Below are 26843 nucleotides of genomic sequence, written 5' to 3' on the forward strand. Positions count from 1 at the left end.
ACAGGCGTTGACGATCATCTTAGGTATTGACCCTGGTTCGCGAATCACCGGTTATGGCATCATCCGCCAACAGGGGCGGCAGATTAGCTACCTTGGTAGCGGCTGCATTCGCACCGTGGTGGATGATATTCCCGGGCGGCTGAAGCTGATTTATGCGGGAGTGAGTGAAATCATCACGCAGTTTCAGCCGGACTGTTTCGCCATTGAGCAGGTTTTTATGGCGCGGAATGCCGACTCGGCGCTAAAGCTTGGACAGGCGCGGGGAGCGGCCATCGTCGCGGCGGTCAACCAGTCGCTGCCGGTTTTTGAATATGCGGCGCGGCAGGTAAAGCAAACGGTAGTCGGCACCGGCGCTGCGGAAAAAAGTCAGGTGCAGCATATGGTGCGATCATTGCTGAAATTGCCCGCCAATCCCCAGGCGGATGCCGCTGATGCGCTGGCTATTGCCATCACGCATTGTCACTTCAGTCAGAACTTGACCCGCATGGGGCAGGAGAGGCTAACCCTAGCGCGAGGGCGGCTGCGCTAGAGACCGGGCTGGATATTCATCCAGCCTTTTTTATGGTATAAGCTATACCCCATCGTTAAGCGTAAATTCAAAAGGAAACGTCACGTGATAGGTCGTCTCAGAGGCATCATTCTGGAAAAACAACCCCCGCAGGTATTGATTGAAGCCAACGGCGTGGGGTATGAAGTGCATATGCCGATGACCTGTTTCTACGAGTTGCCCGAGCTGGGACAGGAAGCGATCATCTTCACCCATTTTGTCGTGCGTGAAGATGCGCAACTGCTGTTCGGGTTCAACAACAAGCAGGAACGTTCCCTGTTCCGAGAGCTAATCAAAGTCAATGGCGTCGGACCAAAACTGGCGTTGGCCATTCTCTCCGGTATGTCGGCGCAGCAGTTTGTCGGCGCGGTCGAGCGTCAGGAAATCGGCGCCTTGGTGAAACTGCCTGGCGTGGGTAAGAAAACGGCCGAGCGTTTGGTAGTTGAGATGAAGGATCGCTTCAAGGGACTCAATGGCGATATGTTCAATCCGGCCAGCGACCTGACCTTGCCGCCGGCAACGGATGCCGCAGCATCGTCTGCGGATATTGAAGCCGAAGCAGAGTCTGCGCTGGTGGCGCTGGGTTATAAGCCGCAGGAAGCCAGCCGGATGATTAGCAAGATCGCCAAACCTGGCGCTGATTGTGAAACCCTGATCCGAGACGCGCTGCGCGCCGTTCTTTGAGGTAGCCATGATTGAAGCCGATCGTTTAATCTCCCCCGAGGTCGTCACCGAAGAAGAAGTGCTGGATCGCGCTATCCGCCCCAAGTTGTTGACGGAGTACGTCGGCCAGCCCAAGGTGCGCGAGCAGATGGAAATCTTCATACAGGCGGCGAAACAGCGTGGCGATGCGCTGGACCACCTGTTGATCTTCGGTCCTCCCGGACTGGGCAAAACCACGTTGGCCAATATCGTGGCCAACGAAATGGGGGTGAACCTGCGCACCACGTCCGGCCCCGTGCTTGAAAAAGCGGGCGATTTGGCCGCGCTGCTGACTAACCTTGAACCCCACGATGTGCTCTTCATTGATGAAATTCACCGCCTGTCGCCGGTGGTGGAAGAGGTGCTTTATCCTGCGATGGAAGACTATCAGTTGGACATCATGATCGGCGAAGGTCCTGCGGCGCGTTCAATCAAGTTGGATCTCCCTCCGTTCACGTTGGTGGGCGCTACGACCCGGGCGGGGTCGTTGACCTCGCCACTGCGCGATCGCTTCGGTATCGTGCAGCGTCTCGAGTTCTATCAGGTTCCGGATTTGCAATACATCGTTGGCCGCAGCGCCGTTTGTCTCGGACTGGAGATGACGGAGGAAGGTGCACTTGAGGTGGCCCGCCGTGCGCGTGGTACGCCGCGTATCGCCAACCGCTTGCTGCGTCGTGTTCGGGACTTTTCCGAGGTGAAGTCGAACGGCGTGATTGACGGCGACATCGCGATTCAGGCGTTGGATATGCTGGCGGTCGACTCCGAGGGTTTCGACTATATGGACCGCAAGTTACTGCTGGCGGTCATCGATAAGTTCATGGGCGGCCCGGTCGGGCTGGATAACCTGGCTGCGGCCATCGGCGAAGAGCGCGAAACCATCGAGGATGTGCTGGAGCCATTTTTGATTCAACAGGGCTTTTTACAGCGCACGCCGCGTGGGCGCATCGCCACGCAACATGCCTATCGCCACTTCGGTTTGACGCGGGAAGAGTAACGCTGACGTTTTTGTCTGAACGCATTTGCAGAAGGCCGCCTATATCGCGGCCTTATTTTTTAAGAACGCCCGATAAGGCAAAAGATAGGGTGGAGGAGATTGAACTGGCCTGCATGAAGATCACGCAGGCCAGCGGTGTAACTAGGCGGATTGCTTCTTCATCAGGCTCAGCATAAACAGCAGAGAGGCGCAGAGCACCACGGAAGGGCCCGCCGGGGTATTGGCATCGGCTGAAAGCATCAAGCCGCCCGTCACGGCAATCATCCCGATGACAATGGCGATCCCCGCCATCTGTTCGGGCGTGCGGGCAAAGCGCCGGGCGGCGGCGGCAGGGATGATCAGCAGTGATGTGATAATCAGCGCGCCGACAAACTTCATTGCCAGACCAATGGTCAATGCGGTCACCAGCATCAACAGGAGTTTGCTGCGCTGCAGAGAAACCCCGTCGACGTGCGCCAGCTCCGGACTGATCGTCATGGAAAGCAGCGCACGCCACTGCCAGCACAGAATAGAAACGACCACGGCGACCCCGCACCCAATCAACCACAGGTCATCGGTGGTGACGGAGAGCAGGTCGCCGAACAGGTAGGCCATAAGGTCGACCCGAACGTTGCTCATTAGGCTGACCACGACCAGACCTAACGAGAGCGCGCTATGCGCCATAATGCCCAGCAGCGTATCAATGGCGAGATAAGGTCGACGTTCGAGCCACACTAGCCCCAGCGCCAGCGCCAGCGTGACGGCAATCACGGCGTAAAAGGGATTCACATCCAGCAGTAAACCAAAAGCGACCCCCAGCAGAGACGCATGCGCCAGCGTATCGCCAAAATAAGACATTCGCCGCCACACGACGAAGGAGCCCAGTGGACCGGCCGCCACAGCCAGCAATATTCCCGCCAGCCAGCCGGGAAATAACAATTCGATCATGCGCCATCCTGCCTTTTCAAAATCACTTTTCCATTTAAATCATGTCGATGATTGTGGTGATGCCGGTAAACGGCCAGCTGTTCCGCGCCGCGCTGGCCGAACATTGCCAAAAACTCGGGGTGCAGAGAAACGACCTCCGGCGCGCCGGAGCAGCAAACGTGCTGATTAAGACACAGGACCTCATCCGTTTTCGCCATCACCAGGTGCAGGTCATGGGAAACCATCAATACCCCGCAGCCATACTCCTGGCGCAGCTGATTGATGAGGTCGTAGAGCGCCAGCTGGCCGTTGACGTCGACGCCCTGCGTCGGTTCATCCAGCACCAGCAATTGGGGACGCGTAAGGATCGCACGGGCCAGCAGCACACGCTGGGTCTCGCCCCCGGAAAGTTTTTGCATCGGCTGTCCCGGCAGGTGTCCGGCATTGACCCGTTTTAATGCGGGGAGGATATCCTGTTTTTTGACGCCGGGACTGAGCTGCATAAAGCGGCTGACCGTCAGGGGCAGGGTGGCATCGAGATGCAGCTTCTGAGGCACGTAGCCGATGCGCAGACCCGGCGTCCGGGTGAGCGTGCCGCCGGCAATGTCCTGCAAACCAAGCACGACTCTGACCAACGTGGATTTTCCAGCGCCGTTCGGGCCTAAAAGGGTGAGGATTCGACCAGGCTGCAGCGTCAGCGAGATGTCTGAGAGTACGCGTCGGCTGCCGAACTGGACGGAAATATTGTTGAGAGAAACCAGTGTAGACATAGAATTCTGCTTGCAGATACCGTGTGACGTTATAATATAACGAAAATTTTTTCTGAAATCGATGGATGACCTGTCATGACACGCCGTAACTTACATCAATGGGTAAAAAAAACGTTAACCGCCAGCACGTTAATGATGGCGGCGGGGGCTGCTCCAATCGCTTCTGCGGACGTGGTGACGTCCATTCGCCCGCTAGCTTTCATCGCCGCCGCGATTACTGACGGTGTGACGCCGACGGAAGTGCTGCTGCCGGACGGCGCGTCGCCCCACGATTATGCCCTGCGTCCTTCTGATGTCCAGCGTTTACAGTCCTCTGAATTGGTTATCTGGGTTGGGCCGGAGATGGAAACCTTCCTTCAGAAGCCGCTGAGTCAAATTCCGCCAAACCGTCAAATCACGCTTTCAGCCCTACCGGAGATTCAAGCCGCCATGATCAAAGCGTCGCACCGCCACAGCGAGAGTGACCACGATGGTGATAGTCACCAAGCGGATCATGACGAACACACCCACGCGGCAGAGGTCCATGACGAGCATGATGAAGACCACGCGCACGGCGCGGCAGCGATAGAGGAAGAACATGACGACGGGCACCATCACGGCGAGTTCAATATGCACATTTGGCTGTCGCCGGAAATGGCGCAAGCGTCCGCTATCGCCATTCATGACAAATTATTGGAACTAATGCCGCAGAATAAGGACAAATTAGACGCGAACCTGACTCAATTCACTGAGAAACTTGCGCATACGGATAAAAATATTGTTAATATGCTGTCGCCTGTGCGAAACAAAGGCTATTTCGTGTTTCATGATGCCTATGGGTACTTTGAACAACACTACGGATTAAGCCCTCTTGGTTACTTCACAATCAATCCGGCCATCTCGCCTGGAGCACAGCGTTTACATCAAATACGAACACAGTTGGTTGAGCACAAAGCGGAATGCGTTTTTGCTGAGCCACAATTCAGGCCAGCGGTCATCAGTGCTGTCGCCAAGGGAACGCAGGTACGCATGGGCGTCTTGGACCCGTTGGGAAGCGACATCGCTCTGGATAAAGACAGCTATGCGCGCTTTTTGCTGCAATTGTCTAACCAGTATCTGAGCTGCCTGGAGAAAAAATTATGAGGATACGAATAAGTGCAGCAGATAGTCCGAACTATCGCTCAGGCGTATAACACTCTCCCAAGACCTCACCGAGTGATGTTGGGGTCGCTGACCATAGTAACACTGGCCGTCGCCGTCTGGCGGCCAATGGTTTACCCCCCGGTCAACGATGCGCCTGTGATTATCAAAGATGCTGATAATGAAAGAAATCAGCCTAAAACATTAACTCCTCCCGCTAGCGAACCGCTGGATGCGCCTTCATCCGCTAACGCGAACTCCGCCGACAGCGACGACAATACGATGCTCGACCAGCCGACGCCTTCGGACGATATCCCGAAGGATGAACTGGACGACAACGTGTCCGACGGCAACGCCGCGCATGAATATGTCGTCTCTACAGGCGATACCCTCGGCAGCATACTGACCCAGTACGGCATCGATATGTCCGACATCGCGACTTTAGCCGAGCAGAACTCCGCATTGCGCAATCTGAAGATTGGTCAGCAGATTTCCTGGGAGCTGGGAAAGGACGGCGATCTGCAAAGCTTGCGGTGGCAGGTTTCCCGTCGGGAAGTTCGCACCTACACCCGTAAGGGCGATGTTTTCAAAGAAGCGATCGAAAACATGCAGGGCGATTGGCACAACAAGGTGTTGACCGGGCGGCTGACGGGCAGCTTTGTCAACAGCGCATTGAATGCGGGACTGACCAACGGCGAAGTGCGCGAAGTGATCAAAGCGCTACAGTGGCAGTTGGATTTCCGTAAATTGCGTCTCGACGATCGTTTCTCGGTGCTGATGTCCCGCGAAGTGCTCGACGGTCACAACGAGCAAAGCGAACTGCAGGCCGTCCGTCTGCGCACCGGCGGTAAAGATTACTATGCTTTCCGTTCTGAAGATGGGAAGTTCTATGACCGTGAGGGTTCTGGGTTATCTCGCGGCTTTATGCGTTTCCCGACCATGAAACAGTTTAAAATCTCTTCCAACTTCAACCCTCGTCGGCTTAATCCTGTCACAGGGCGAGTGGCACCGCATCGCGGCGTCGATTTCGCGCTGCCGGTGGGAACGCCCGTGTTGGCTATCGGTGATGGGGAAGTGGTGGTCGCGAAGCGTGACGGAGCGGCAGGCAACTACATCGCCTTACGTCATGGTCGTCAGTACACCACGCGCTATATGCATTTAAGCCGACTCCTTGTTAAACCGGGGCAGAAAGTCAAACGCGGCGACCGTATCGCGCTGTCGGGCAATACTGGCCGCTCAACCGGACCGCATCTGCACTATGAAGTCTGGATTAACCAGCAGGCGGTCAATCCGCTGACGGCGAAGCTGCCGCGCTCTGAAGGGCTGGACGGCAAAGAACGTCGTGACTACCTGGCTCAGGTGCGCGAGATGCTGCCGCAGTTGCAGCTGGATTAACTTCCCCAACATCTTGCAACAGCCGGTCGCCTCATCGCCACCGGCTGTTTTTTTATGGATCGCGACCTCTCAGGAGGGCGATCTAGCTTAATGATAGTTATCAGGCTGACTGCCCTCAACGCGGTCACCGCTAAGTACTCAAGAGTAAACGCATGGAAAAAGTGAAGAAAAATCGGTCCGAGTTCATTCCTCAGTTTCAATCTGCTTTTTTTCTCCCACGTTATTGGGGGATTTGGCTGGGAGCGGGCGCGCTGGCGCTAGTCGCCTGCCTACCGGCTAAGCTGCGCGATCCGGTGCTGGGCGCGTTAGGTCGAATGGTTGGCCGCGTTTCTAAAGGCGCGCGCCGCCGCGCACGCATCAACCTGCTGCTGTGTATGCCTGAGATAACCGAGTCGCAGCGTGAGAAGATCATCGATGACATGTTCGCGACCTCCATTCAGTCCATAGTACTGATGGTCGAGTTGGCTATTCTCCCGGCCAGACGGGTTTATAAGCGAGTGCGGTGGCACGGCGAAGCCATCATCGATACGTTGAGAGACCAGGATCGAAATGTGATCTTCATGGTGCCGCACGGCTGGGCGGTCGACCTGCCGGCAATGCTGATGAGCTGGCGCGGTCAGAAAATGGCGGCGATGATCCACAACCAAAAAAATGAACTGGTCGATTATCTGTGGAACCTGCTGAGGCGCCGCTTTGGCGGTAGATTGCACACGCGTAACGATGGCATCAAGCCCTTTATTGGGTCGGTGCGGGAAGGCTATTGGGGCTACTATTTGCCGGATCAGGATCACGGGGCTGAGCATAGCGAATTCGTCGATTTCTTTGCTACCTATAAGGCTACGCTGCCCGCGATCGGTCGCTTGATGAAGGTTTGCCGTAGTGAGATTGTTCCGCTATTTCCGGTCTACAATGCTCGGGCTTCACGGCTGGATATTTATGTCCGTCCGCCGATGAGCGATATCGCACAGGCGGACGATGTGGGCATTGCGCGCCGAATGAACGAAGAATTGGAGTATTTGGTACGTCCCAATCCGGAACAGTACACCTGGATCCTCAAATTGTTAAAGACCCGCAAGCCGGGAGAAACGGAACCTTATCAGCGCAAAGATTTATAATATAACGATGGCTTGATGTGTTATGACGTCATCGTTTATGACATTTCACCGGTGCCGGAAATAACGGCATCGGTGAATATGGAAATAATTTTAAATTAAACTTTACCCTATCCGAACATAAGACATAATTAGCGTCTTGTTCATGCCTGATTTTCTATTATCTCAGACAATTCCTCGTATTATTATCCTTTATCCCTTGTTATTACTTTCCTCGTGGTCGTCATCAGGATGACTTTAGCGTTAGGTCTGTAATTTAAGCGGACGACACCTCTCCGATGCGTTTTATATGACCGACCATTCAAATTAAATAGAGCGGTAAAAGGATATTCATTATGCATTTTAAACCGGTTTTTTTAGGTGCCTTACTGGCGACATCAGCACTGAGCTTTACGGCAGCCAACGCGGCGGTTGATCCCGTCTACAACGGTAACGTCAAGGCACCTGTTACGGACCACGGGCGAGTAGAAGCCGCTAGCCACGACATCGGCACGCATACGGCGAAAAAAGTGGAGGCGGAGCGTCAGGCTGCCAAATCCCACGCCGAAAATCATCAGAAAACAGTTCAAAAGAAAAATACCCAGTTGCACGAAAAGGTGCAGGCGAAAAAATCAGCCGTAAAGCATCACGCTAATAATGTGAATTCGTCCAAAGAGAAACAGTAGGAGTTATTCCCGCCCAAAAAGTGAGCTGAGAAGGGTGTCAGAAATAGAATGGGAGAGTGATGAAGTCAGAAATTTAACGCGGATAATTCAATAAACAAAGTAAATGTGCATCTGTGTGACAACGCATTGAATCATAACATTTTCAATTTTCCCCCTAAGAAAAAAGCCGGAAGTTCCGGCTTTTTTCTATCTAAAAAAACATGCCCGTTGCAGGGGACGATAGCGAGTGATGATTCGTTTATTCGACCCGCAAGATCCTGACCGTATTCGTCGTGCCAACCGTGCCCATGACATCGCCCTGCGTAACGATCACCAGATCGCCGGACATCAGGAACCCTTTGTCGCGCAGCAGAATGACGGCATCATTCGCGGCTTCCACGCCGTCGGAATAACGAGTGAATTGCACGGGTGTGACGCCACGATACAGCGCAGTCAGATTCAGTGTACCTTCATGACGAGACATAGCAAAAATAGGTAATCCGGAACTGATGCGGGACATCATCAGCGCGGTACGACCCGACTCGGTCATCGCGACGATGGCGGTCACGCCTTTCAGGTGGTTGGCGGCATACATCGCCGACATCGCCACCGACTCTTCGACATTATCGAATTCGGCGTCCAGACGGTGTGTTGACACGTTGATGCTAGGGATTTTTTCCGCGCCCAGACACACGTTGGCCATCGCTGCTACTGTTTCCGCCGGATACTGACCCGCTGCGGTCTCTGCCGACAGCATAACGGCGTCGGTACCGTCCAACACGGCGTTGGCGACGTCCATGACTTCTGCACGCGTCGGCATCGGATTGGTGATCATCGACTCCATCATCTGCGTCGCGGTGATGACCGCTCGGTTGAGCTTGCGGGCGCGACGGATCAATTTTTTCTGGATACCGACCAGCTCAGGGTCGCCGATTTCAACGCCCAGATCGCCTCGGGCCACCATGACGACGTCGGAAGCCAAGATGATATCGTCCATGGCTTCATCCGTTGCAACGGCTTCAGCGCGTTCGACTTTGGAGACGATTTTGGCTTCACAGCCCGCCTCCAAGGCTAGTTCACGAGCGTAATTGAGATCGGCGCCGGTACGAGGAAAAGAGACGGCCAAATAGTCCACGCCGATTTTAGCGGCGGTCACGATATCTGCTTTATCTTTGTCGGTCAGGGCCGCAGCAGAGAGCCCGCCACCCAGTTTGTTAATGCCTTTGTTGTTCGATAACGGGCCACCGACGGTCACCTCCGTATAGACCTTCGCGTCAACGACCTCAAGCACTTTGAGCTGAACGCGACCATCATCCAGCAGCAGGATGTCGCCGGGAACAACGTCATCGGGCAGACCTTTGTAGTCGATACCGACGGCTTCTTTATCGCCTTCCCCGCGACCCAGATTGGCATCAAGCAGGAATTTGTCGCCGACGTTGAGGAAAACTTTGCCTTCCTTGAAGGTGGAAACGCGAATTTTGGGACCCTGGAGATCGCCAAGAATAGCGACGTGGCGGCCTAATCTTGCCGCAATTTTACGCACATTATCGGCACGTAGTTGATGGTCTTCTGCGGTGCCGTGAGAAAAGTTCAAGCGGACAACGTTTGCACCGGCGGCAATAATTCTTTCCAGATTATTGTCGCGGTCGGTTGCCGGCCCTAAAGTAGTCACAATCTTCGTTCTTCTTAACCGTCTGGACATGGATGACTCCGTTGACTGGTGAAGCGGAAATAGGGCGAAAGTATCTAAACACGGCTGACGCCGCTCCCTGGGGGAGAGGGCGATCCGCACTGTGGGGATGCCGTGGCGGTTGAACCGTACCGACGAAAAGGCGCGACGCCGGCTGAGTGCAAATCAGTTATATGGGGTGCTGAACGGTCCTTCTTTATCAAAACGCGATTCTTTTAAGGCTTCCTTGACGCGTTTCAAGTTATCTCTAAATTTCGCGCCGCGCCGTAAGGTAAACCCTGTCGCCAGCACATCAATCAGCGTGAGTTGTGCGATGCGCGATACCATCGGCATGTAAACGTCGGTATCTTCCGGAACCTCCAACTTGAGGGTTAGTGATGCTTCTCGAGCCAGCGGCGTACCTTCGGAAGTGATAGCGATAACCGTCGCGTCATTCTCGCGGGCAATACGCGCCATGTCCACCAGGGTTTTGGTGCGGCCGGTATGCGAAATCAACACCACGACGTCGCCTTCGCCTGAATTCATGCAGCTCATGCGCTGCATGACCAAGTCGTCGAAATAGGCCACGGGGATGTTGAAGCGAAAAAATTTGTTCATGGCGTCATGCGCGACGGCCGCCGAGGCCCCGAAGCCAAAGAAGGAAATTTTGCGAGCCTGGGTCAACAGGTCGACCGCCCGGTTGACCGCGGCGATGTCGATACGCGATCTGGCATGTTCAAGCCCGGCCATGGTGGACTCAAAAATTTTAGCCGTGTAGGCCTCGACCGTGTCATCTTCATCCACGTTGCGGTTCACGTAGGGTGTGCCGTTGGCAAGACTCTGCGCCAGCTTCAGTTTGAAATCAGGGAAGCCTTTGCTGTCCAGCCGCCGGCAGAATCGATTGACGGTGGGTTCGCTCACCTCCGCTAACTTAGCGAGTGTCGCTATACTGGAATGGATGGCTGACTGAGGGGAGGCGAGAATGGCTTCAGCGACTTTCCTTTCCGACTTACTCAGTAGCTCCAGGTGCGTCCGAACTTTATCCAGCATTTTCATAGAGTGATACCATCAATGGTCATGTCGATTTCAGCTAAAGGTGAATCGATGCGAATTTCGTGGAAATATACTATGCGCTAACCTGGCGTGGCAGAGGGCGGCGTAACGAAAGTGTGGTTTTTTCACCAGAACATGACATGTGTCTAACTTTCAAAGTAGTCACTCACTGTCAAAACTGTTAGCTCATTTTCTCTTTAAGACTCGTGTCGTTAACAGTGTGACGACGAAGATATTCAGGTATCACGTTGTTACACCGCGATTTATGGGGTAAGTCGCAGGCTAACGGTTTACTGGTCCCAGCCAAAAATAGTACATTACCTATGTAATAAAATTACAGCATCCTGCAATGAGGAGATAGAACATGGCGGTAACGTCAACGGCCCAGGCATGTGACCTGGTGATTTTCGGTGCAAAAGGGGATTTGGCGCGCCGTAAATTGCTGCCTTCACTGTATCAACTGGAAAAAGCAGGTCATATTCACCCGGACACCCGTATCATCGGCGTTGGCCGTGCGGACTGGGACAAAAAGGCCTACACCAAAGTCGTGCGGGAAGCGCTGGATACTTTTCTCAAAGAGCCGCTGGACGATAAACTGTGGAAAACACTGAGCGAGCGGCTGGATTTCTGCAATCTGGATGTACAGGATGCCGCGGGTTTCACACGTTTGGGCGACATGCTTGACCAGGAAAACCGCGTAACGATTAACTATTTCGCCATGCCGCCCAGCACCTTCGGGGCTATCTGCGGCGGTCTTGGCAAAGCAGGGTTAAACAAAGAGCCTGCTCGTGTCGTAATGGAAAAACCGCTGGGAACCGATTTGGCCTCTTCGCAGGTTATCAATGACCAGGTGGCGGAATACTTCAACGAATGCCAGGTTTATCGCATTGACCATTACCTCGGGAAAGAAACGGTTCTAAACCTGTTGGCGCTGCGCTTCGCCAATTCGCTGTTTGCCAATAACTGGGATAACAGCACCATCGACCACGTTCAGATCACCGTCGCCGAAGAGGTGGGTATTGAAGGCCGTTGGGGGTATTTCGACCAGGCCGGGCAGATGCGAGACATGATTCAGAACCATCTGCTGCAAATTCTGACCATGATCGCCATGTCGCCACCGTCCGACCTGACAACGGACCGCATCCGTGACGAGAAGGTCAAGGTACTGCGTTCTCTGCGCCGTATCGATCGTTCCAATATTCATGACACGACCGTACGCGGCCAATACACTTCCGGTTTCGTTCAGGGCAAGAAAGTGCCGGGTTATTTGGAAGAAGAAGGCGCCAATAAATCCAGCAACACCGAGACATTCGTCGCCCTTCGCGTGGATATTGACGACTGGCGCTGGTCCGGCGTGCCATTCTACCTGCGTACCGGTAAACGCCTGCCGAGTAAATGTTCAGAAGTCGTGGTGTACTTCAAAAACCCGGCGCTCAATCTATTCCACGATTCCTATCAGCAACTGCCTCAAAACAAACTGATCATTCGTCTTCAGCCTGACGAAGGCATTGAGATTCAGATTTTGAACAAAATTCCGGGGCTGGATCATAAGCACCGTCTGCAGACGACCAAACTGGATCTCAGCTTCTCCGAAACGTTCAATCAGGAGCACCTGGCCGATGCGTACGAGCGGCTGTTGCTGGAAACGATGCGAGGTATTCAAGCGCTGTTCGTTCGTCGCGACGAAGTGGAAGAGGCCTGGAAGTGGGTCGACTCCATTATGGAAGCCTGGGGGCAGGACAATGATGCGCCCAAGCCTTATCAGGCAGGCTCGTGGGGTCCGGTTGCGTCCGTGGCGATGATTACCCGTGATGGCCGTTCCTGGAACGAATTCGAGTAGTGATTGACCATAGCCTCTGTATAGTCGGGGCCACGCAGTAATGAATCACGGCCCGGTCGACTCATGGGCGGCCGCGCCAAATTAATCAATGCCTATTAGGCATGAGTGGAGAAAGCGCTTAATGAAAAACTGGAAAACCAGTGCGGAACAGATTCTGACGGCAAGCCCGGTCATTCCGGTGATCGTCGTGAATAAACTGGAACATGCGGTTCCCATGGCGAAAGCCCTGGTCGCTGGCGGTATCCGCGTACTGGAACTCACGTTGCGCACCGAGTGTGCGGTCGAAGCGATTCGCCTGATTGCGAAAGAAGTCCCGGACGCGATTGTGGGCGCGGGAACGGTGACCAATCCTCAACAACTGGCCGAGGTTGTCGATGCCGGTGTGCAGTTCGCCATTAGCCCTGGGTTGACCGAACCGTTGTTAAAAGCGGCGACGGCGGGCGATATTCCGCTGATTCCAGGTATCAGCACCGTTTCTGAACTGATGCTGGGCATGGATTACGGACTGACGGAGTTCAAATTCTTCCCGGCTGAGGCTAACGGCGGCGTGAAAGCCCTGCAGGCCATCGCGGGTCCGTTCGGTAAAATCCGTTTTTGCCCAACCGGCGGGATTACGCCGAACAACTACCGCGACTATTTGGCGCTGAAAAGCGTCTTGTGCGTGGGCGGCTCTTGGCTGGTGCCGGCTGACGCGCTGGAGTCCGGCGACTATGACCGCATCACCGAGCTGGCTCGCACGGCGGTTGAAGGCGCTAAAGCCTAATCCAGTACATCATGCGGTGAGCTGACGTTAATGCTGCTTTGGCCGTGTGTTCGTGCTTTGACAACACCATCTCTTCGGAGGTGGTTTTTTTTATGATGATGAGCCCAATGGGCCTTTCGTCGGACCAGGCTATCCCTCTATCTCAGCGTATCCTTCAATGAAGTCCCCCTGCCGTAGTGTCCAAACTCGATGCTGACTCACCCTGCGTATGGTATTCGCGCGTTGCTGACCGACCGGATTTCCTGCGATGTTAAACCCGTAAAGGTGCCACTCTCCGCGTAGCCGTCGGTGCGGCACTTCCCAGGCTCAGTGAGGCGTGTTTGAGCACCCGTCAGGCATCGGAAGCATCAGCAAAGAGTGAGATATCCGGATGTGGCCCGCCAGGCAATGCGTCGGTCCAAAACAGCATAAGGCCTATCGCACACCCCGTCTTTTGCCATGTGGAAATTGGTGGCAAAATAATCCCTACATCAGGGACAAAACGGCATTTGAACGTCAGCATACGACCGAATTCAGATGTTGTTCGTGCGCAAATAAGGGACATATGGTTTCGATCCTAGTGGGTGGTAAGGACAAAACTGCAGCGATCGCCAACTGGTCGATCTGGAGCAAAGGGGACGAAGGCTTACAACTGAGGTGTTCCTACGTCAATGAGGGAACGGCCTTCTATCCTCTCTGTGACTGTAACATCTCCCCTGTTCGTGAGCTGGACGAGATGTTGTTGACCAAGACCGGCAGCACCATTGCCACGCCCATCGCCAAGGCAACGATCTATGGTGAGAGGTATGCCGTCGTGTACTACAAGGACGCAGGCAAACCCTATATCTATAAGGTCGAGGATATCGCCTTTGCTGCGCCGTCGGCGATAAATGACGCGCCGGTTTTCCACTATTTTAAGGAGGTGGCAAATGCTCGCCAGGAGCGGGCTGGGTCGAAGAATGAACGGGAGATTGCCGCCAATGTGCTACGGCAACTGGAAAAACTGCCTGCTCGCGTTGACACAGCACTGCATGCCTATTGCACGGCACGGAATGGCATGCTGGCAGAGGCCAAAGGTCTGATTTATCCATTTGGTGTGAACGAGAGTCAGCTCAAGGCGGTCGAGCAGGCTTCCCGCGCGCAGATTAGCGTAATTGAGGGTCCGCCGGGCACCGGTAAGACCCAAACCATATTGAACATACTCGCCAATATCTTGTTGCGTGGACAGACGGTGGCCGTGCTCTCCAACAACAATGCGGCGGTGGAAAATGTTTATGAGAAGTTGGAGAAATGCGACTTAGGCCATTTGATCGCCAAACTCGGCAATCAGCATAACCGCAAGGACTTCTTCGCCAACCTGCCGGCTCAGCCAACGAGTGAGCCTGAACCCGCACCGACTCTGAACGAGATTCAAACCATGCTGGCCCGGTTGAAAGAGCACCTGCACAATCACAATCGGGAGGCGCAATTACAGGTTGAACTCGATGAGCTGAAGATTGAGCGGCGTTACTTGCAGCAGTGGCAGGAAGAAAGTGGCGTGCGGGCCGTCGCCTCGCTGGACAAGTACGGATTGTCTCCACGCAAGATAGCGGACCTGATGGCTTACCTCGCTCATCTGGGAGAGCAACGCATCCGCTTAAAAGCGCGTATTGAGCTGCTATTCAACTTCAGAATTTTCCGCGCCCAGCCATTCGTTCAGGGTGATGCGCGCCTGTCCGTTTTTTATGCCTTACAAATGCACTATTACGACAAAGCGCTGCAGGAAAAAGAGGCGGAGCTGCGGGCGTGTCGAGCATCGCTGGAGAGCGCAAATTTCATGGCTGCTCTGGAGGAATTGAAGACGGCATCAATGTGTCACTTGAAGCAGCATCTGCATGGATTGCCCAAGGTTTTAGACAGCTTCGACGATCAGACTTACCGCAAGCGATTTGACGCTTTTGTGCAACGCTTTCCCATCCTCGGCAGCGGAACGCATTCCATCGTCAATTCCATCGCGCCGGGGGCTGTCCTCGATTACATCATCATCGATGAGGCGTCGTTGCAGGATATTGTGCCGGGAATTTTGGCGCTGGGCTGCGCGAAGAATCTGATCGTCGTCGGCGACAACCGGCAGTTGGCGCATATTCCCGTCGCGTTAGGCCTGCAGGCTCCCGCTGAGGCTTACGATTGCGAGCGTTACAGCCTGCTGGATTCATGCATTGAAGTATTCAGGCAGGCATTGCCCCGAACGCTGTTGAAAGAGCATTACCGCTGTCACCCCAGGATCATTCAATTCTGCAACCAGCAGTTCTACAACAACGAGCTGGTGCCGATGACGAGGGAGGGTGAAGGTGAAGTGCCGTTACGCCTGGTCGTGACCGCAAAGGGCAATCACACCCGGCAGAACACCAACTTGCGGGAGCTGGACTCTCTGCTGAAGCTGCTTGAGAACGAGGGCGAGGCTGTGGGGGTAGACGGAGAGGGGCGCGGCTTTATCGCACCATTCCGGGCTCAGGTTAACCTCTCCGGAACGTGTCTGCCGACGGATTTCGTCAAGGATACCGTGCACAAGTTCCAGGGTAGGGAGTGTGATGAGATCGTCTTCTCCACCGTGCTGGACAAGAAACGTTACAACCAAGAGCAAAAGCGCCTGAATTTCGTCGATGACCCGCGCATGATTAACGTTGCAGTGTCACGGTCCAAGCACCGATTCACACTGGTGACGGGCGACGAGGTTTTTGCCGGTAACAAAGGGCATATCGCCGCTCTAATGCGCTACATCGCTTATTACGCACAGGACGAGCAGATCGTGCGTGCGCCTGTAGTATCGGCGTTCGACTTGCTGTACCGCGAATACGACCAGTCTCTCGCGCGCTTGAAGGCTCGATTGCGTCCTGAGGACTCACGCTACCAATCTGAGCAGATTGTGGCGCAACGGCTGCGCGAGGCGCTATCTGACCCGTCGTGCCGGGGTTTGCGATATCACGATCAGGTCAAACTTAATCAGGTTGTATCGCCAAGTAACGTGAATTTAACAGAACGCGCGCGGGCCTTCATGGCGCGTGCCAGCTGCGATTTTGTGATCTATTACAAGGTGGGAAAGACCCCACTAGGGGTCATTGAGGTTGATGGCGGCTCCCATGACCGGCCCGACCAGGCGGTACGAGATGTCTTAAAGAACGGTATTTTGGCGAAAGGGGGCATACCAATTCTGCGTCTTCGCACCGTCGAGAGTCGTATCGAAGAGAGAATCGCCGACTTCATCGGCCAGTGGGCAAGCCCAGCGCTCAGCGAGTAAGATGCAATCGGCGTGTGCCGCTCTTGTCAGTGGCCCCGCGGCCCGGTTACCAGCAGCATAAAGCCGGGGGGTAACTGACCTCATTTACAACAATGCTGCAACGAGCGAAGCCTAATCGTCATCGCTTGTCGGCCTTCATAGTAGAGGACGTATCGAAAGGGAAAATGGATAGCGGTCATACCAAGTGACCCTGGGCATGTGAGCTCAGGGGGGAGTCCAAGGCGACCCGGCGGGCTTTCTTCTGGACGGACTCTGCCGCCGACAGCGCGCGGAGCAGTATTCATCTGGTGGCGCTGAAAATGGCCTTTGATGATAAGAATACGAAAGCCTGCTGACAGAGCATATGCGGGCTTGAGATGAGACCCACCGGCCTGCATTCCACGGTCTAAGTGACTTGCTGTAAGTTTTCGGAGGTAGCGGGTAAGGTAATTTGTTTAGCTGGGCGATAACGTTACGGTGACATGCGAATGAGGGAAAAGGGCGCAGACAGGCTGCGCCTTTAAATGTTAACCGCTGACTTTCACCGCCGCCGCGACGGCTGTGGCGCGCTGCACGGCAGCCCCTGTCGTATCGTCCATCGCTAGCGCCACACCCATTCGACGCTGGCCGCTGATTTCCGGTTTGCCGAACAGGCGTACTTGCGTTTGTGGCAGCAAGGCGTGCTCCAATCCCTGATAGTGAACGTCGCTGCTGGTTAAGTTCGGCAATATCACCGCGGAAGCGGCAGCGCCATATTGGCGAATGGCTCCGACCGGCAGGCCAAGAAAAGCGCGTACGTGTAATGCGAACTCCGACAAATCTTGAGAGATCAACGTCACCATCCCGGTATCGTGTGGCCGCGGTGAGACTTCGCTGAAAATGACGTCATCTCCGCAGATGAACAGCTCTACGCCGAACAGGCCGAAGCCGCCAAGAGCGTCAACCACTTTGCCGGCGATAGCTTTTGCCCGCTCAAGCGCAACTGCGCTCATCTGCTGCGGCTGCCAGGACTCTCGGTAGTCGCCATCCTCCTGGCGGTGTCCAATCGGCGCGCAGAAGTGAATACCATCGACAGCGCTGACGGTGAGCAGGGTAATTTCGAAATCAAATTTCACCAGCCCTTCGACAATCACTTTACCGCCGCCGGCCCGGCCGCCTTCCTGCGCACAGCGCCATGCGGAGTCCAATTGTTGGGCTTCACGCATCAGGCTCTGGCCTTTTCCTGATGAGCTCATAACCGGTTTTACAATGCAGGGGAAGCCAATGTCCTGCACGGCTTCGCGAAAGCTTTCCTCGCTATCTGCAAAACGGTAGGGGGAAGTTGGAACGCCCAGGTTTTCAGCCGCCAGGCGTCGAATACCTTCCCGATTCATCGTTAATCGGGTGGCCTGAGCGCATGGCACGATGCGCTGTCCTAGCTGCTCAAGCGCCACCAGCGTATCGGTGGCGATGGCTTCAATTTCGGGAACGATGTAGTCAGGTTTTTCCTGACTGATCAATCGTTCCAGCGCTTCGCCATCCAGCATATTAATGATGTGGCTTCGGTGTGCGACCTGCATGGCCGGGGCATCGGCGTAGCGGTCGACGGCGATGACTTCAATTCCCAAACGTTGGCATTCAATCGCCACTTCTTTTCCCAGCTCGCCCGATCCTAGCAGCATGACACGGGTGGCTCCGGGGCGCAGGGCTGTTCCAATTGTTAACATAAAAGTCGTATCCGATGCGGTTAAGAATTCCGGCCCAGTATAAACGAAACCGTTTGCGTGCGCATCCGTAGGCCTTTTTTAGGCCAGTTAAGGCTGAATCAAAGGGGGTGTTGGTAAAGGGGAGATAGATACCGTCATCCCGTTAGCGGTGACGGTATTAGCGGATCATTTACTGTTGGGGTCGTAGGGCAGTGTGGAGAATTGCAAAGAAAGCTGACGATAAAAGCTGACTCGTTCACGGAAATAATCGCGTAAATGCGCAGGCTGCTGTTGTTCGAGTACGTCAGGGATGACCGGCATGTTATAGCGCTCTTTGAAAGCGACACCGGAAGCGGCGAGATCGACGTTTACTTTTTCCATCTCTTCGAATGAGAGGTCGGCCAGATTATGTCCCATGATGTCCTCCTGTGCATGGCGCGACAAACATAAAACAGCCCGGATCAAATGGCAAGCTACGCGCCGCCCTAGCTCAAATCGTCTTCTGACGACAAAAAGAGAAATGAATGAATTCATTTGCTCATAATGGAACTTATTTTCGAACGAAAACCGACGCCATAAAAATAATAAAAACCATTCTCATAGATGAATGATAATACTTTGAATTTAGGATAAAAATATTGAGATCATTGGTTAATAGTATGTTTTTAATTTTGATATTTTTGTGCATAATGCTTCTCAAATAATCCCCTACCAGTGGAAAAGGATTCAACATGTTAAAAAAAGAAATGATCCAAAAGCTGAATGAACAGCTAAACCTTGAATTTTACTCAGCCAACCTCTATTTGCAGATGAGCGCGTGGTGTGGAAATAAGGGCTTCGAAGGCGCATCGGTTTTTCTGAAGTCTCACTCTCAGGAAGAAATGGAGCACATGCAGCGTCTGTTTGACTACCTGGATGATACCGGCAGTATGCCCGTCCTTGGTGCTATTGAAGCCCCGCCGGTCGAGTTCGACTCTTTGACGGATATTTTCAAACAGACCTTCGAACACGAACAGCTTATCACCGGAAAGATTAACGAATTGGCGCATGCGGCCATGACTTTGCAGGACTATTCTACGTTCAACTTCCTGCAGTGGTATGTCGCTGAGCAGCATGAAGAAGAGAAGCTGTTCAACTCCATTCTGGATAAATTGGCGATGGTGAGCACCTCCGAAGGCGGATTGTTCTTTATCGATCAAGATCTTAAAAGAATGGCGACCGCCACTACGCCTTCAGCCTGATAGGGCACAAAGGCGATGCTTATAGAGCATCGCCTTATCTTTTCACTACGACCCATTCCCCTTGCTCGACTTCCCTCCAGTCTGTCGTTATGATTCTATCGTGGTTTATCCGTGACGAAATGAGTCAAGAAACCTTGTAAATACAAAGGTCTGTTCTGCTGTGGAAATCAAAATGAAAAAATTAATCGGGTTCCTGTTAACGGCCTCTTTATGCTCTTCAGCGCTCGCAACAGCTGGGATCGCGAATGTCAGCAAACTGCAATTTGGCGATAGCTGGGCGTTTACTCGCGAAGAGGTACAGTTGATCTGCCGTCCCGGTCACGCGCTTTATGTCATTAATCCCAGCACACTGATGCAATATCCGCTCAACGACGTTGCCTGGTCACAGGTACGGCAGGGAAAAGTCAACGCTCAGCCGCTGGATTTCATCCTGCTGGACGACCCAAAACAGCCCGGGCAGAAAAAAAGTTTGCAACCCTTTGTGAACCGAGCTGAACAACTGTGCCAGTGAATAAAGCGCCATTTCACCGAGGGTTATCAGGAAACAGGCAGTCACGCTAATTGTGCTGTAGATCACGAATTGAGTCTAAGTAAGGTGATGAAGTACTAAGTAGGCTCATACATAGCTGGAAAAGGGAAATGTCTCGTCTACGCTTAGAGAGTAGGTTCCTTGGAACCTGCGTCAATGCCAACTTTTAGCGCACGGCTCAATCCTAAGAGCCATTTCCCTAGACCGAGTATAGGAATCGTACTCGGTCTTTTTTTTTCGATTAATCCATGATGTTTATGTCTGCTAGACCTGCAAACCGCTTCAAGAAACGATATCCAATCTTTTACTTATAAATCTATTATTGACTCACAACTTCAGCTATTTTCTTTGAATTTACTTATTCATCCTCATGCCACCTGGAGACGAATTTCCACTGGTTCCCTATTTTGTCATTGGAAAATGTTCGCACAGATATAAATGGGCAGAATTGGTCGGCAAAGAGTCATAGATTTGGTTATGACCTCCTAGGGAAAAATGAGTCCGCTGATATGGGATAGTCAAATCACAACTGATCGTGTTTTGCATTTTGAAATGGGGAAATATTGAACTCCATAAAACGTGATTTTTTATTTGATAACATATTAACTTAGATTTAATGAGCTAAGTTCACACACGTCTCTGGATAAAGATAACTGTCAAACTCATAACTAAGCAATTGAGTGAACGTTTCTGTGTGATAGGAAAAAATATATAGTTATATTAATATGTTAGGTCATTAGGGCAGGGGTATTCCGGATGGAATGAAAAGTAAAAGCCTTTATCTACAATATGGTTCTTGTGGTAATTTAAATAAAAAAGCCTTGAATGTTATTCAATATGTGGAAGTAAGCTAAAAAAATCTCTAAAAGAAACTGTATATGTGCCTTAGCATACTGGTGTTATTCTTCGTTATTATTGTCTGTTCTAATGATATTCCTTCGAATGAAACAACACCTAATACCTCCAGTTGAGGTGCTCAGGAAAAGGGTGTCTCAGAACTACCGAATAACGAAGCTGATTTTTTTGCTCTTTCCGATGATGTAAGAGAAAAATTTGTATCAGCAAAAAATGAACTGCAGAAGTCTGTTTTGCGAGATGAAAGGAAAAAACAGCTGCAGAATATGAAATTAACAAAAATCACTGATTGGGTCGGAACTATATCAGAGCTTGATACTAATAATGACGAAAAAAGAATACTGTCGATTAAGCTTTCTCCTAACCTCTCAGTCGGCACATGGAATAATGAACTTTCCGACATCTAAAGTTATACGTTAATTGAAAAAAACACCGTCCTGTACAACTCATTACTGAATATGAACGTAGGGCAGAAAGTTATTTTTTCAGGCATGTTTTTCCCCTCTGACGAGGACGCAGTACAAGAAAAGAGCATGACAATTAACGGTTCGTTGTCAGAGCCGGAATTTTTGTTCAAATTCAAAGCTAACAAACTAATGTAAAAAAGGATGGTTAAAATGGCCCTAATCAGTTGGCCCGAATGTTCCAGTCAAGTTAGCGACAGTGCAGTTGAAAGCCCATCTTGCGCAGTTCAGCTAATAAAGCCAAGCGAAGGTTTTTTGGTAAATTAATCAAATTCTCTTCCATTACCTTCAATATTTTAATGCTTGTCTGGATTATTGGTGGCTACAACTCTGCTTCTGAAGGTATTGAACAGTTATGGGTGCGGAGCAAGCGGGTGGCGCAATCGTAACAGGGCTTGGGATAGCCATGCTTTCCAGTCTCTGGATCGTTGGGGACATTATCCTTGGCTTGTTTGTGCTGTTTACTCGTCCTAAACGCTAATTTTAAACAAGGGTGGCTATGGTCACCCTTGTTTGCATGAGCAATACGGTTTTTGAGGTGTAAAGCTTAGGATCAACGTTCTCTTTACTGGGTGGCACCATTCGGATTTTTTATTTCTATGAATCGACTTATAAAAATTCTGGATGCAACCAAAAAACACACTGAGTGCACCGCATTATTTATCGCTTTTTCGGCGGCATCCTGGTAATCGCATAAAAGTGTATATCCAAGAAAATCATCCTAGGATATGGTTAAAATAAAGTGCCCCTTTATTCCTGTTTCACTCTTCCACGCAAGTATTTTTCGACGTAGTCATCAAGCTCCCGCAGTCGCCCCTGAAATAAGTCGATCATGTGATCTTGTTCAGGCTCAGGAAGTTGACGAAATAAGTTAAGCATTCGTATTTCACGTTCTTTCAAGCCTAAGTCTTCGTCGACCTCTTTACCAAAAAGCCAAGCGATGGAAACACCACTCGCATCTGCTACGGCCAGTGCCGAGGCTTTGCTTATTGTTCCCGTTCTGAACCATCCAGTCACTGCTTGTTTACTGACGTTTGCGGCTCTGGCCATATCGGCCTTGGAAAAACCCTTTTCGTTGAGTTCGGCGAGTCTGGAAATAAGGCTGTTATCGAATTCTTTCATCTGCATAGCGTTCATTTTATTCCGGAACTAAGTTCGGTATAGTTAATTGAAAATTGATTTTATAATAAAGCAATTCTTTATAGTGCTTTCGATATGTTTAGGCTAAAGAGTGTTAAGCAATGATTTAATTAAAAATAGCAATGAGTCAGGCCTAATGTCATTCAATGGTTGATTCGCTTTTTGATGCTGTGTATTGAAATGATGTCACGCCGGTAATGTTCTCACTCTCTCTTAAATGACCGGCGTCATCAGCGTATAATTTCTTTGGGTCGAGTCTATATTTAACTAGCTTCACGTTTTGGGAGCAATAGTTATTACTAATAAATTAAGTGGGAGGGAGCTTTAATTCGGCATCAATGAACCTTCATCTATTAATTCTACGTGGTGGAGATAACCATTCGTATTAGGGAAATAGAATGAGAGCAGGTCATCTTTGCCGACTATTAAGTCTGGCCGCTTCATGACATGACTATATTGATAAAAGCCTTGCGATGCTGAGTGGACACACCCAGGAACCGATCGAGAGCCAGCGAAGAATACGCAACATTCAGGCGGCATAAGCCGCCGGGTGGGTTAGCAAACGCCGAAGGGGCCTTCTTCCCGGTAGTGTTCCACGGAGCCAGCGCCGACGATGACCTCTTTTTTTAATGAGTCATCCACTCGGACGCACCAGAGTTTGTCGTCTTCTACTTTGTGGATGACCATCTTGGGGCCCCCGGTTTTACTCTGGACAACATCACCTTCTTTAAACATAAATTATCCCTCAGCTGTGTAAATTATTTTCACTATAGCAGATTCATCATTTTTTAGCGGTTTCAGTACGGTGAAATTAGTCGATGAGTCATCGGCGAACTGATCCAATATTTTTGTCGTTCAACGCGATTGAATGGGCGGAAGCGTTCTGATAGTTCGCTTTTAATCTTCAAGGGGTTGCTCTCATGCTCGGGCTTATATTGCGGCCACTAAAAAAGTCAATTGAGATGAAAACAAGCATAATAATCAACATATAAACAATTTCGCTTATGGCCTTATTGTCTGTAAGTACGCTGGTCGCCAAAATATCTATTTTCAGCGTTCAACAGGTAAAGAATTTCTTTATTCTAGAATTTGTCAGCCATTATCCTGGGAATTATTCATGCCCTTATAGCTCAGCCAGAAAAGGGAGTCGGTGTGGTGGTCGAAGCGCATGGAGTCGAGCAGGGGGGGATGCCCCTATCTGCTTCGAAAGTGAAGTGTCAAAAGAGATGAACAGGACTTGGAGAAGTCAGCATTAAGCTGCAAGACCTACCTACCTCGCTATTTCGGGGTAAAGTTCTATATCCTGCCATATATGCTTTGATTGTTTTTTAAAACATCAATGGCGGTTTGCATGGCAATTTTATCATCACGCCGTTTCTGCCTGCCCTGCATGACTTGCAGAAACTCCAGCAGGGTGCGCGTATTGACTGGACGACCGACTTTAATGACTTCCAGAACGGCGTTGCCTAATATGATTTTGACAGGAGGGAGTTGGGCAGGATACCAATTCAGGGCGTCTTCTGATTTCATACTAAAAATCTCTGGGAAGGGCAGTATAGCACGTTGCCGTTCTTCGGTTCTTAACTCATCTGCTGCGTTTCGCTGCCTCATCGGCCGTCGAACGACGTCGCGCTGATCTTCATGGGGAATACCGAGCCAGGTGGCCTCCTGTCGGCTAAATGGCGTTACAGGAAAAGGCTCTCATGATGAGCGGGGAGAGCAGGGGAAAGTTTTGGGCTGACTGAAAAAACTGCCGCGTGTAGTTAGAATGCATCCTGATGGCGTCATGGTGAGCCTTCATTGAAGTCAGCCCGGGGATGGGGCGCACCACGATCAGAATAGCTATTCCGTTCGATTATTATCATTGGTGTCGCTACTATTATCCTTATCTCCCTGGTTGCGGGCGCGACGCTGTAGAAATAACTCTATCGTTTGATAACCCGCAATCCCCAACGCTGCGCCAACCCCATTTATGGCAATCGGGGACAGCGTCGGAAATTGTATCAATGCGACTCCGGCAATCATCGACACAAACCCCCCCAGCATTAATCGGCCGGTAAATTGCCCCAGACTGATGGGTTTGCCGCTGATCAAAATCTTGCCGACGGCAATCAGCAGGCCGATTAGGAATAGTGACAAGACACTTTTATCTGTTTCACTCATTATCTTAACTCCTCTTGTAGGACGCTTGATGGGGATAAATTCTCTCCTTAGTAAATGCATCCCCCGTCCAAACGGTCATTCAAGTTGGGATTTCCCAGCTTCCATATGGTAGGGCATATACCACGAGGAAAATGAAATGCTGCTGTTAAGCTGTTCATCCCTCATTTGCAACGCTGTGATACCAGTCACGTTATGTAACCAGTTTATGGCTGTTGGGGGCTAGTGCTTGGGGTTGTATGAGCGTGGAGCAAACAGTGTGTCAGGAATAGGGGGGAAGGTCAGATTGATGCATGCCGCCAAATTCAGCGGCAATCGACAGGGAGTATAGATAGGCATAATTTTTTTTGCAGACTATTTTTTGGTGACCATGTCACTTATTATCGTTTTCGGCGTCATGTTTATGCCCGCGAGAGGAGTGAATACTCTGACGTTTAGCCTGATACATCGCGGTGTCGGCTTGGTGGATGAAGTGGTTGACATCCAAACGGTCATTTTTACCTAAAATGGCGATCCCAACACTGGCGGAAAGCTCGATATCCTGGCCGCGGATGCGAAGGGGCTTTTGGAAGCGTTCTTTCAGCACGCGACACAACTCATCCACTTCACGATCCAGATCCTGTTGCTCGTGTAACACCATGACGAACTCATCGCCCGACAGCCGCCCAATCAAATCTTTAGGGCGAGTATTTTGACCTAAGACACGTGCGAAGGTTTTGATCACCCGATCGCCAAATTCGTGTCCGTACCGGTCGTTGTAGTGTTTGAAGTTATCCAGATCGAAAAACAGCAGCGCCAGTCCATGCTGCCGTTGCTTCGTGGCGAGCTGATTGAGGTAGGAGATCACGCGCGCCGGTTGGGTAACCCGGTGAGATGATCGTGATTAGCTTCAAACTTCAGTTGATCGCGTAAGGATGTCAAATCGGTGATGTCGGTGGAGAACACGTATACCCCCTGCGCCGGCGGCTCTGCGGGCACCATCTGCGTGTGGTAAGTGATCCGGCCTCCTAATGGCAAGTCGACGGTATGTTCAATATGCAACGGCCGCCGATTTTTTCGCACCTTATCCAACAATGGCGTAAACAGTTTGCGTTCTTTGGGACGCAAAACGGTGCTGATATTGCAGTTGATGGGGTCATCGCCCGTGCTTCCCAGCAGCGCCTTAAGATGACGATTGGCGAAGGTGAAGACATTGTCTGAGCGAATACAGGAAATCATCGCGGGGATATGGTCGGTAATATCCTGGATAAACTGATGGCTACGCTGCAGCTCTTCGGTACGCTGTTCAACGCGTTGCTCCAACTCCTTACTTAAGGTGAGAAGCGCGGCTTCAGAAGCTTTCTGATTGCTAATGTCAGTAATCGCCAGTAGCAGGCCGTGCTGGCTACCATCGGGGTTGTACAGAAGCGCTACCGAGACCATCGCCCACATCAATGAACCGTCCATCCGGCGATAGCGCTTCTGAAACGTCGTATTGCGATTGCCATTTTTCAGGAGGTGATCGTAGCGTTCTTTAGTTAATGCAAGATCGCCGTGGTACGTCACACTTTCCATTGTGGTCTGTAACAGCTCTTCTTCGGTATACCCCATCATTTTGCAGATTGTGAGGTTGACTCTGATCGGTTTTTTATCCGGCGTCATCAGTACAAGGCCAATTGCCGCCTGAGAAAAAATTTGGCGGTTGACGTAATCTGCTCGATGGAGCATATCACGCGTGCTTTCAGCTTCGGCCTGCATCTCAACTCTTTGTAGGTAGGTTTGCACTACGTAAGCCAGGTCGCTCAGCTCTTCGAGTTTTTTACTATCAAATTCAATGGGTTGGCTGTGATAGAGACAAAGTGCTCCCAGAGGGATACCGTAAAATGAACGAAGCGGATAACTCGCGTGGAATTGAACTTGTTGCTGACCCGTCACCATCGGATTGTCGCTGAATCTGGGATCGTTGCGCGCGTCGGAAACGATAAGCGGTTCGTTGGAAGCGACCGTGTGAACGCAAAAAGAAATCGATAGCGGCGTCTCA

At 51.6% G+C, this 26843-nt stretch carries 24 protein-coding genes; 12 read left to right on the forward strand and 12 right to left on the reverse strand.

The window, feature by feature from the left end; all coding sequences use genetic code 11:
- The first annotated feature begins 7 nt into the window (after positions 1 to 7).
- From ruvC to ruvB, 3 genes are all read left to right on the forward strand, one after another.
- On the forward strand, positions 8 to 529 hold the full coding sequence (gene ruvC / locus AU511_RS11875) for a crossover junction endodeoxyribonuclease RuvC (protein WP_026742342.1): 522 nt from the start codon (positions 8 to 10) through the stop codon (positions 527 to 529).
- A gap of 84 nt (positions 530 to 613) precedes the next feature.
- The gene (gene ruvA, locus AU511_RS11880; protein ID WP_094101115.1) at positions 614 to 1231 is read left to right on the forward strand and encodes a Holliday junction branch migration protein RuvA; all 618 of its coding nucleotides are present in this window, start codon (positions 614 to 616) and stop codon (positions 1229 to 1231) included.
- 7 nt (positions 1232 to 1238) lie between these two features.
- Positions 1239 to 2243 carry a Holliday junction branch migration DNA helicase RuvB gene (gene ruvB, locus AU511_RS11885; protein WP_094101114.1) on the forward strand — a complete coding sequence of 335 codons (1005 nt, stop codon included), beginning with the start codon at positions 1239 to 1241 and terminating at the stop codon, positions 2241 to 2243.
- Between the two features lie 141 nt (positions 2244 to 2384).
- Here ruvB and znuB read toward each other — a convergent pair whose 3' ends face one another.
- Together znuB and znuC are read right to left on the reverse strand one after the other, a co-directional pair.
- On the reverse strand, positions 2385 to 3170 hold the full coding sequence (gene znuB / locus AU511_RS11890) for a zinc ABC transporter permease subunit ZnuB (protein ID WP_094101113.1): 786 nt from the start codon (positions 3168 to 3170) through the stop codon (positions 2385 to 2387).
- Entirely contained in the window at positions 3167 to 3919 is a 753-nt protein-coding gene (znuC, locus tag AU511_RS11895; protein ID WP_094109814.1) for a zinc ABC transporter ATP-binding protein ZnuC, read from the reverse strand. The genes znuB and znuC overlap by 4 nt, the downstream gene beginning before the upstream one ends.
- A 132-nt stretch (positions 3920 to 4051) precedes the next feature.
- On the opposite strand from znuC, the gene znuA reads away from it, so the two are divergent.
- From znuA to AU511_RS11915, 4 genes are all read left to right on the forward strand, one after another.
- On the forward strand, positions 4052 to 5041 hold the full coding sequence (gene znuA, locus AU511_RS11900) for a zinc ABC transporter substrate-binding protein ZnuA (RefSeq protein WP_240503820.1): 990 nt from the start codon (positions 4052 to 4054) through the stop codon (positions 5039 to 5041).
- 12 nt (positions 5042 to 5053) lie between these two features.
- Positions 5054 to 6433 carry a murein DD-endopeptidase MepM gene (gene mepM, locus AU511_RS11905; protein ID WP_094109816.1) on the forward strand — a complete coding sequence of 460 codons (1380 nt, stop codon included), beginning with the start codon at positions 5054 to 5056 and terminating at the stop codon, positions 6431 to 6433.
- A gap of 152 nt (positions 6434 to 6585) precedes the next feature.
- Positions 6586 to 7548 (forward strand): lauroyl-Kdo(2)-lipid IV(A) myristoyltransferase, encoded by a 963-nt coding sequence (gene lpxM / locus AU511_RS11910; RefSeq protein ID WP_094109817.1) that lies wholly within the window; start codon positions 6586 to 6588, stop codon positions 7546 to 7548.
- Between the two features lie 332 nt (positions 7549 to 7880).
- Positions 7881 to 8210, forward strand: a complete 330-nt coding sequence (locus AU511_RS11915; protein ID WP_094109818.1) for a hypothetical protein — start codon at positions 7881 to 7883, stop codon at positions 8208 to 8210.
- Between the two features lie 238 nt (positions 8211 to 8448).
- Here the strand turns inward: AU511_RS11915 and pyk are convergent, their stop codons facing one another.
- Both pyk and AU511_RS11925 read right to left on the reverse strand, forming a co-directional pair.
- Positions 8449 to 9891: a pyruvate kinase gene (pyk, locus tag AU511_RS11920; RefSeq protein ID WP_094109819.1), complete on the reverse strand. Its 1443-nt coding sequence runs from the start codon at positions 9889 to 9891 to the stop codon at positions 8449 to 8451.
- A gap of 153 nt (positions 9892 to 10044) precedes the next feature.
- Positions 10045 to 10914, reverse strand: coding sequence for a MurR/RpiR family transcriptional regulator (locus AU511_RS11925; RefSeq protein WP_094109820.1), 870 nt, complete (start codon positions 10912 to 10914; stop codon positions 10045 to 10047).
- 361 nt (positions 10915 to 11275) lie between these two features.
- On the opposite strand from AU511_RS11925, the gene zwf reads away from it, so the two are divergent.
- From zwf to AU511_RS11940, 3 genes are all read left to right on the forward strand, one after another.
- A complete protein-coding gene (gene zwf, locus AU511_RS11930; RefSeq protein WP_094109821.1) occupies positions 11276 to 12751 on the forward strand; it encodes a glucose-6-phosphate dehydrogenase in 1476 nt (491 codons plus the stop codon).
- Between the two features lie 121 nt (positions 12752 to 12872).
- Positions 12873 to 13514 (forward strand): bifunctional 4-hydroxy-2-oxoglutarate aldolase/2-dehydro-3-deoxy-phosphogluconate aldolase, encoded by a 642-nt coding sequence (locus tag AU511_RS11935; protein ID WP_094109822.1) that lies wholly within the window; start codon positions 12873 to 12875, stop codon positions 13512 to 13514.
- Between the two features lie 544 nt (positions 13515 to 14058).
- Positions 14059 to 16770 carry an AAA domain-containing protein gene (locus AU511_RS11940; RefSeq protein WP_094109823.1) on the forward strand — a complete coding sequence of 904 codons (2712 nt, stop codon included), beginning with the start codon at positions 14059 to 14061 and terminating at the stop codon, positions 16768 to 16770.
- Between the two features lie 506 nt (positions 16771 to 17276).
- On the opposite strand, the gene purT is transcribed toward AU511_RS11940, so the two are convergent.
- Together purT and AU511_RS11950 are read right to left on the reverse strand one after the other, a co-directional pair.
- Positions 17277 to 18455 (reverse strand): formate-dependent phosphoribosylglycinamide formyltransferase, encoded by a 1179-nt coding sequence (gene purT / locus AU511_RS11945; protein WP_094109824.1) that lies wholly within the window; start codon positions 18453 to 18455, stop codon positions 17277 to 17279.
- Between the two features lie 165 nt (positions 18456 to 18620).
- Positions 18621 to 18851, reverse strand: coding sequence for a DNA polymerase III subunit theta (locus tag AU511_RS11950; protein ID WP_026739311.1), 231 nt, complete (start codon positions 18849 to 18851; stop codon positions 18621 to 18623).
- Positions 18852 to 19165: 314 nt separating this feature from the next.
- On the opposite strand from AU511_RS11950, the gene ftnA reads away from it, so the two are divergent.
- Positions 19166 to 19675, forward strand: coding sequence for a non-heme ferritin (gene ftnA, locus AU511_RS11955; protein WP_094109825.1), 510 nt, complete (start codon positions 19166 to 19168; stop codon positions 19673 to 19675).
- Positions 19676 to 19847: 172 nt separating this feature from the next.
- Positions 19848 to 20186, forward strand: a complete 339-nt coding sequence (locus tag AU511_RS11960) for a YebY family protein (protein ID WP_094109826.1) — start codon at positions 19848 to 19850, stop codon at positions 20184 to 20186.
- 2087 nt (positions 20187 to 22273) lie between these two features.
- On the opposite strand, the gene AU511_RS11965 is transcribed toward AU511_RS11960, so the two are convergent.
- The 6 genes from AU511_RS11965 to AU511_RS11995 form a co-directional block, all read right to left on the reverse strand.
- Positions 22274 to 22651 carry a helix-turn-helix domain-containing protein gene (locus AU511_RS11965; RefSeq protein WP_094109829.1) on the reverse strand — a complete coding sequence of 126 codons (378 nt, stop codon included), beginning with the start codon at positions 22649 to 22651 and terminating at the stop codon, positions 22274 to 22276.
- Positions 22652 to 23218: 567 nt separating this feature from the next.
- Positions 23219 to 23398, reverse strand: coding sequence for a DUF2158 domain-containing protein (locus tag AU511_RS11970; RefSeq protein ID WP_094109827.1), 180 nt, complete (start codon positions 23396 to 23398; stop codon positions 23219 to 23221).
- A gap of 561 nt (positions 23399 to 23959) precedes the next feature.
- Positions 23960 to 24193 (reverse strand): hypothetical protein, encoded by a 234-nt coding sequence (locus AU511_RS11980; RefSeq protein WP_094101133.1) that lies wholly within the window; start codon positions 24191 to 24193, stop codon positions 23960 to 23962.
- 312 nt (positions 24194 to 24505) lie between these two features.
- Positions 24506 to 24826 (reverse strand): phage holin family protein, encoded by a 321-nt coding sequence (locus AU511_RS11985; protein WP_094101100.1) that lies wholly within the window; start codon positions 24824 to 24826, stop codon positions 24506 to 24508.
- Between the two features lie 370 nt (positions 24827 to 25196).
- Entirely contained in the window at positions 25197 to 25670 is a 474-nt protein-coding gene (locus AU511_RS11990) for a GGDEF domain-containing protein (RefSeq protein WP_094109828.1), read from the reverse strand.
- Positions 25667 to 26843 (reverse strand): sensor domain-containing diguanylate cyclase (locus AU511_RS11995; RefSeq protein ID WP_139829371.1); only part of this gene is annotated, 1177 nt, incomplete at its 5' end. The genes AU511_RS11990 and AU511_RS11995, both read right to left, overlap by 4 nt.

Origin of the sequence: Lonsdalea iberica, assembly GCF_002111585.1 — a bacterium.
Lineage (GTDB): Bacteria > Pseudomonadota > Gammaproteobacteria > Enterobacterales > Enterobacteriaceae > Lonsdalea > Lonsdalea iberica.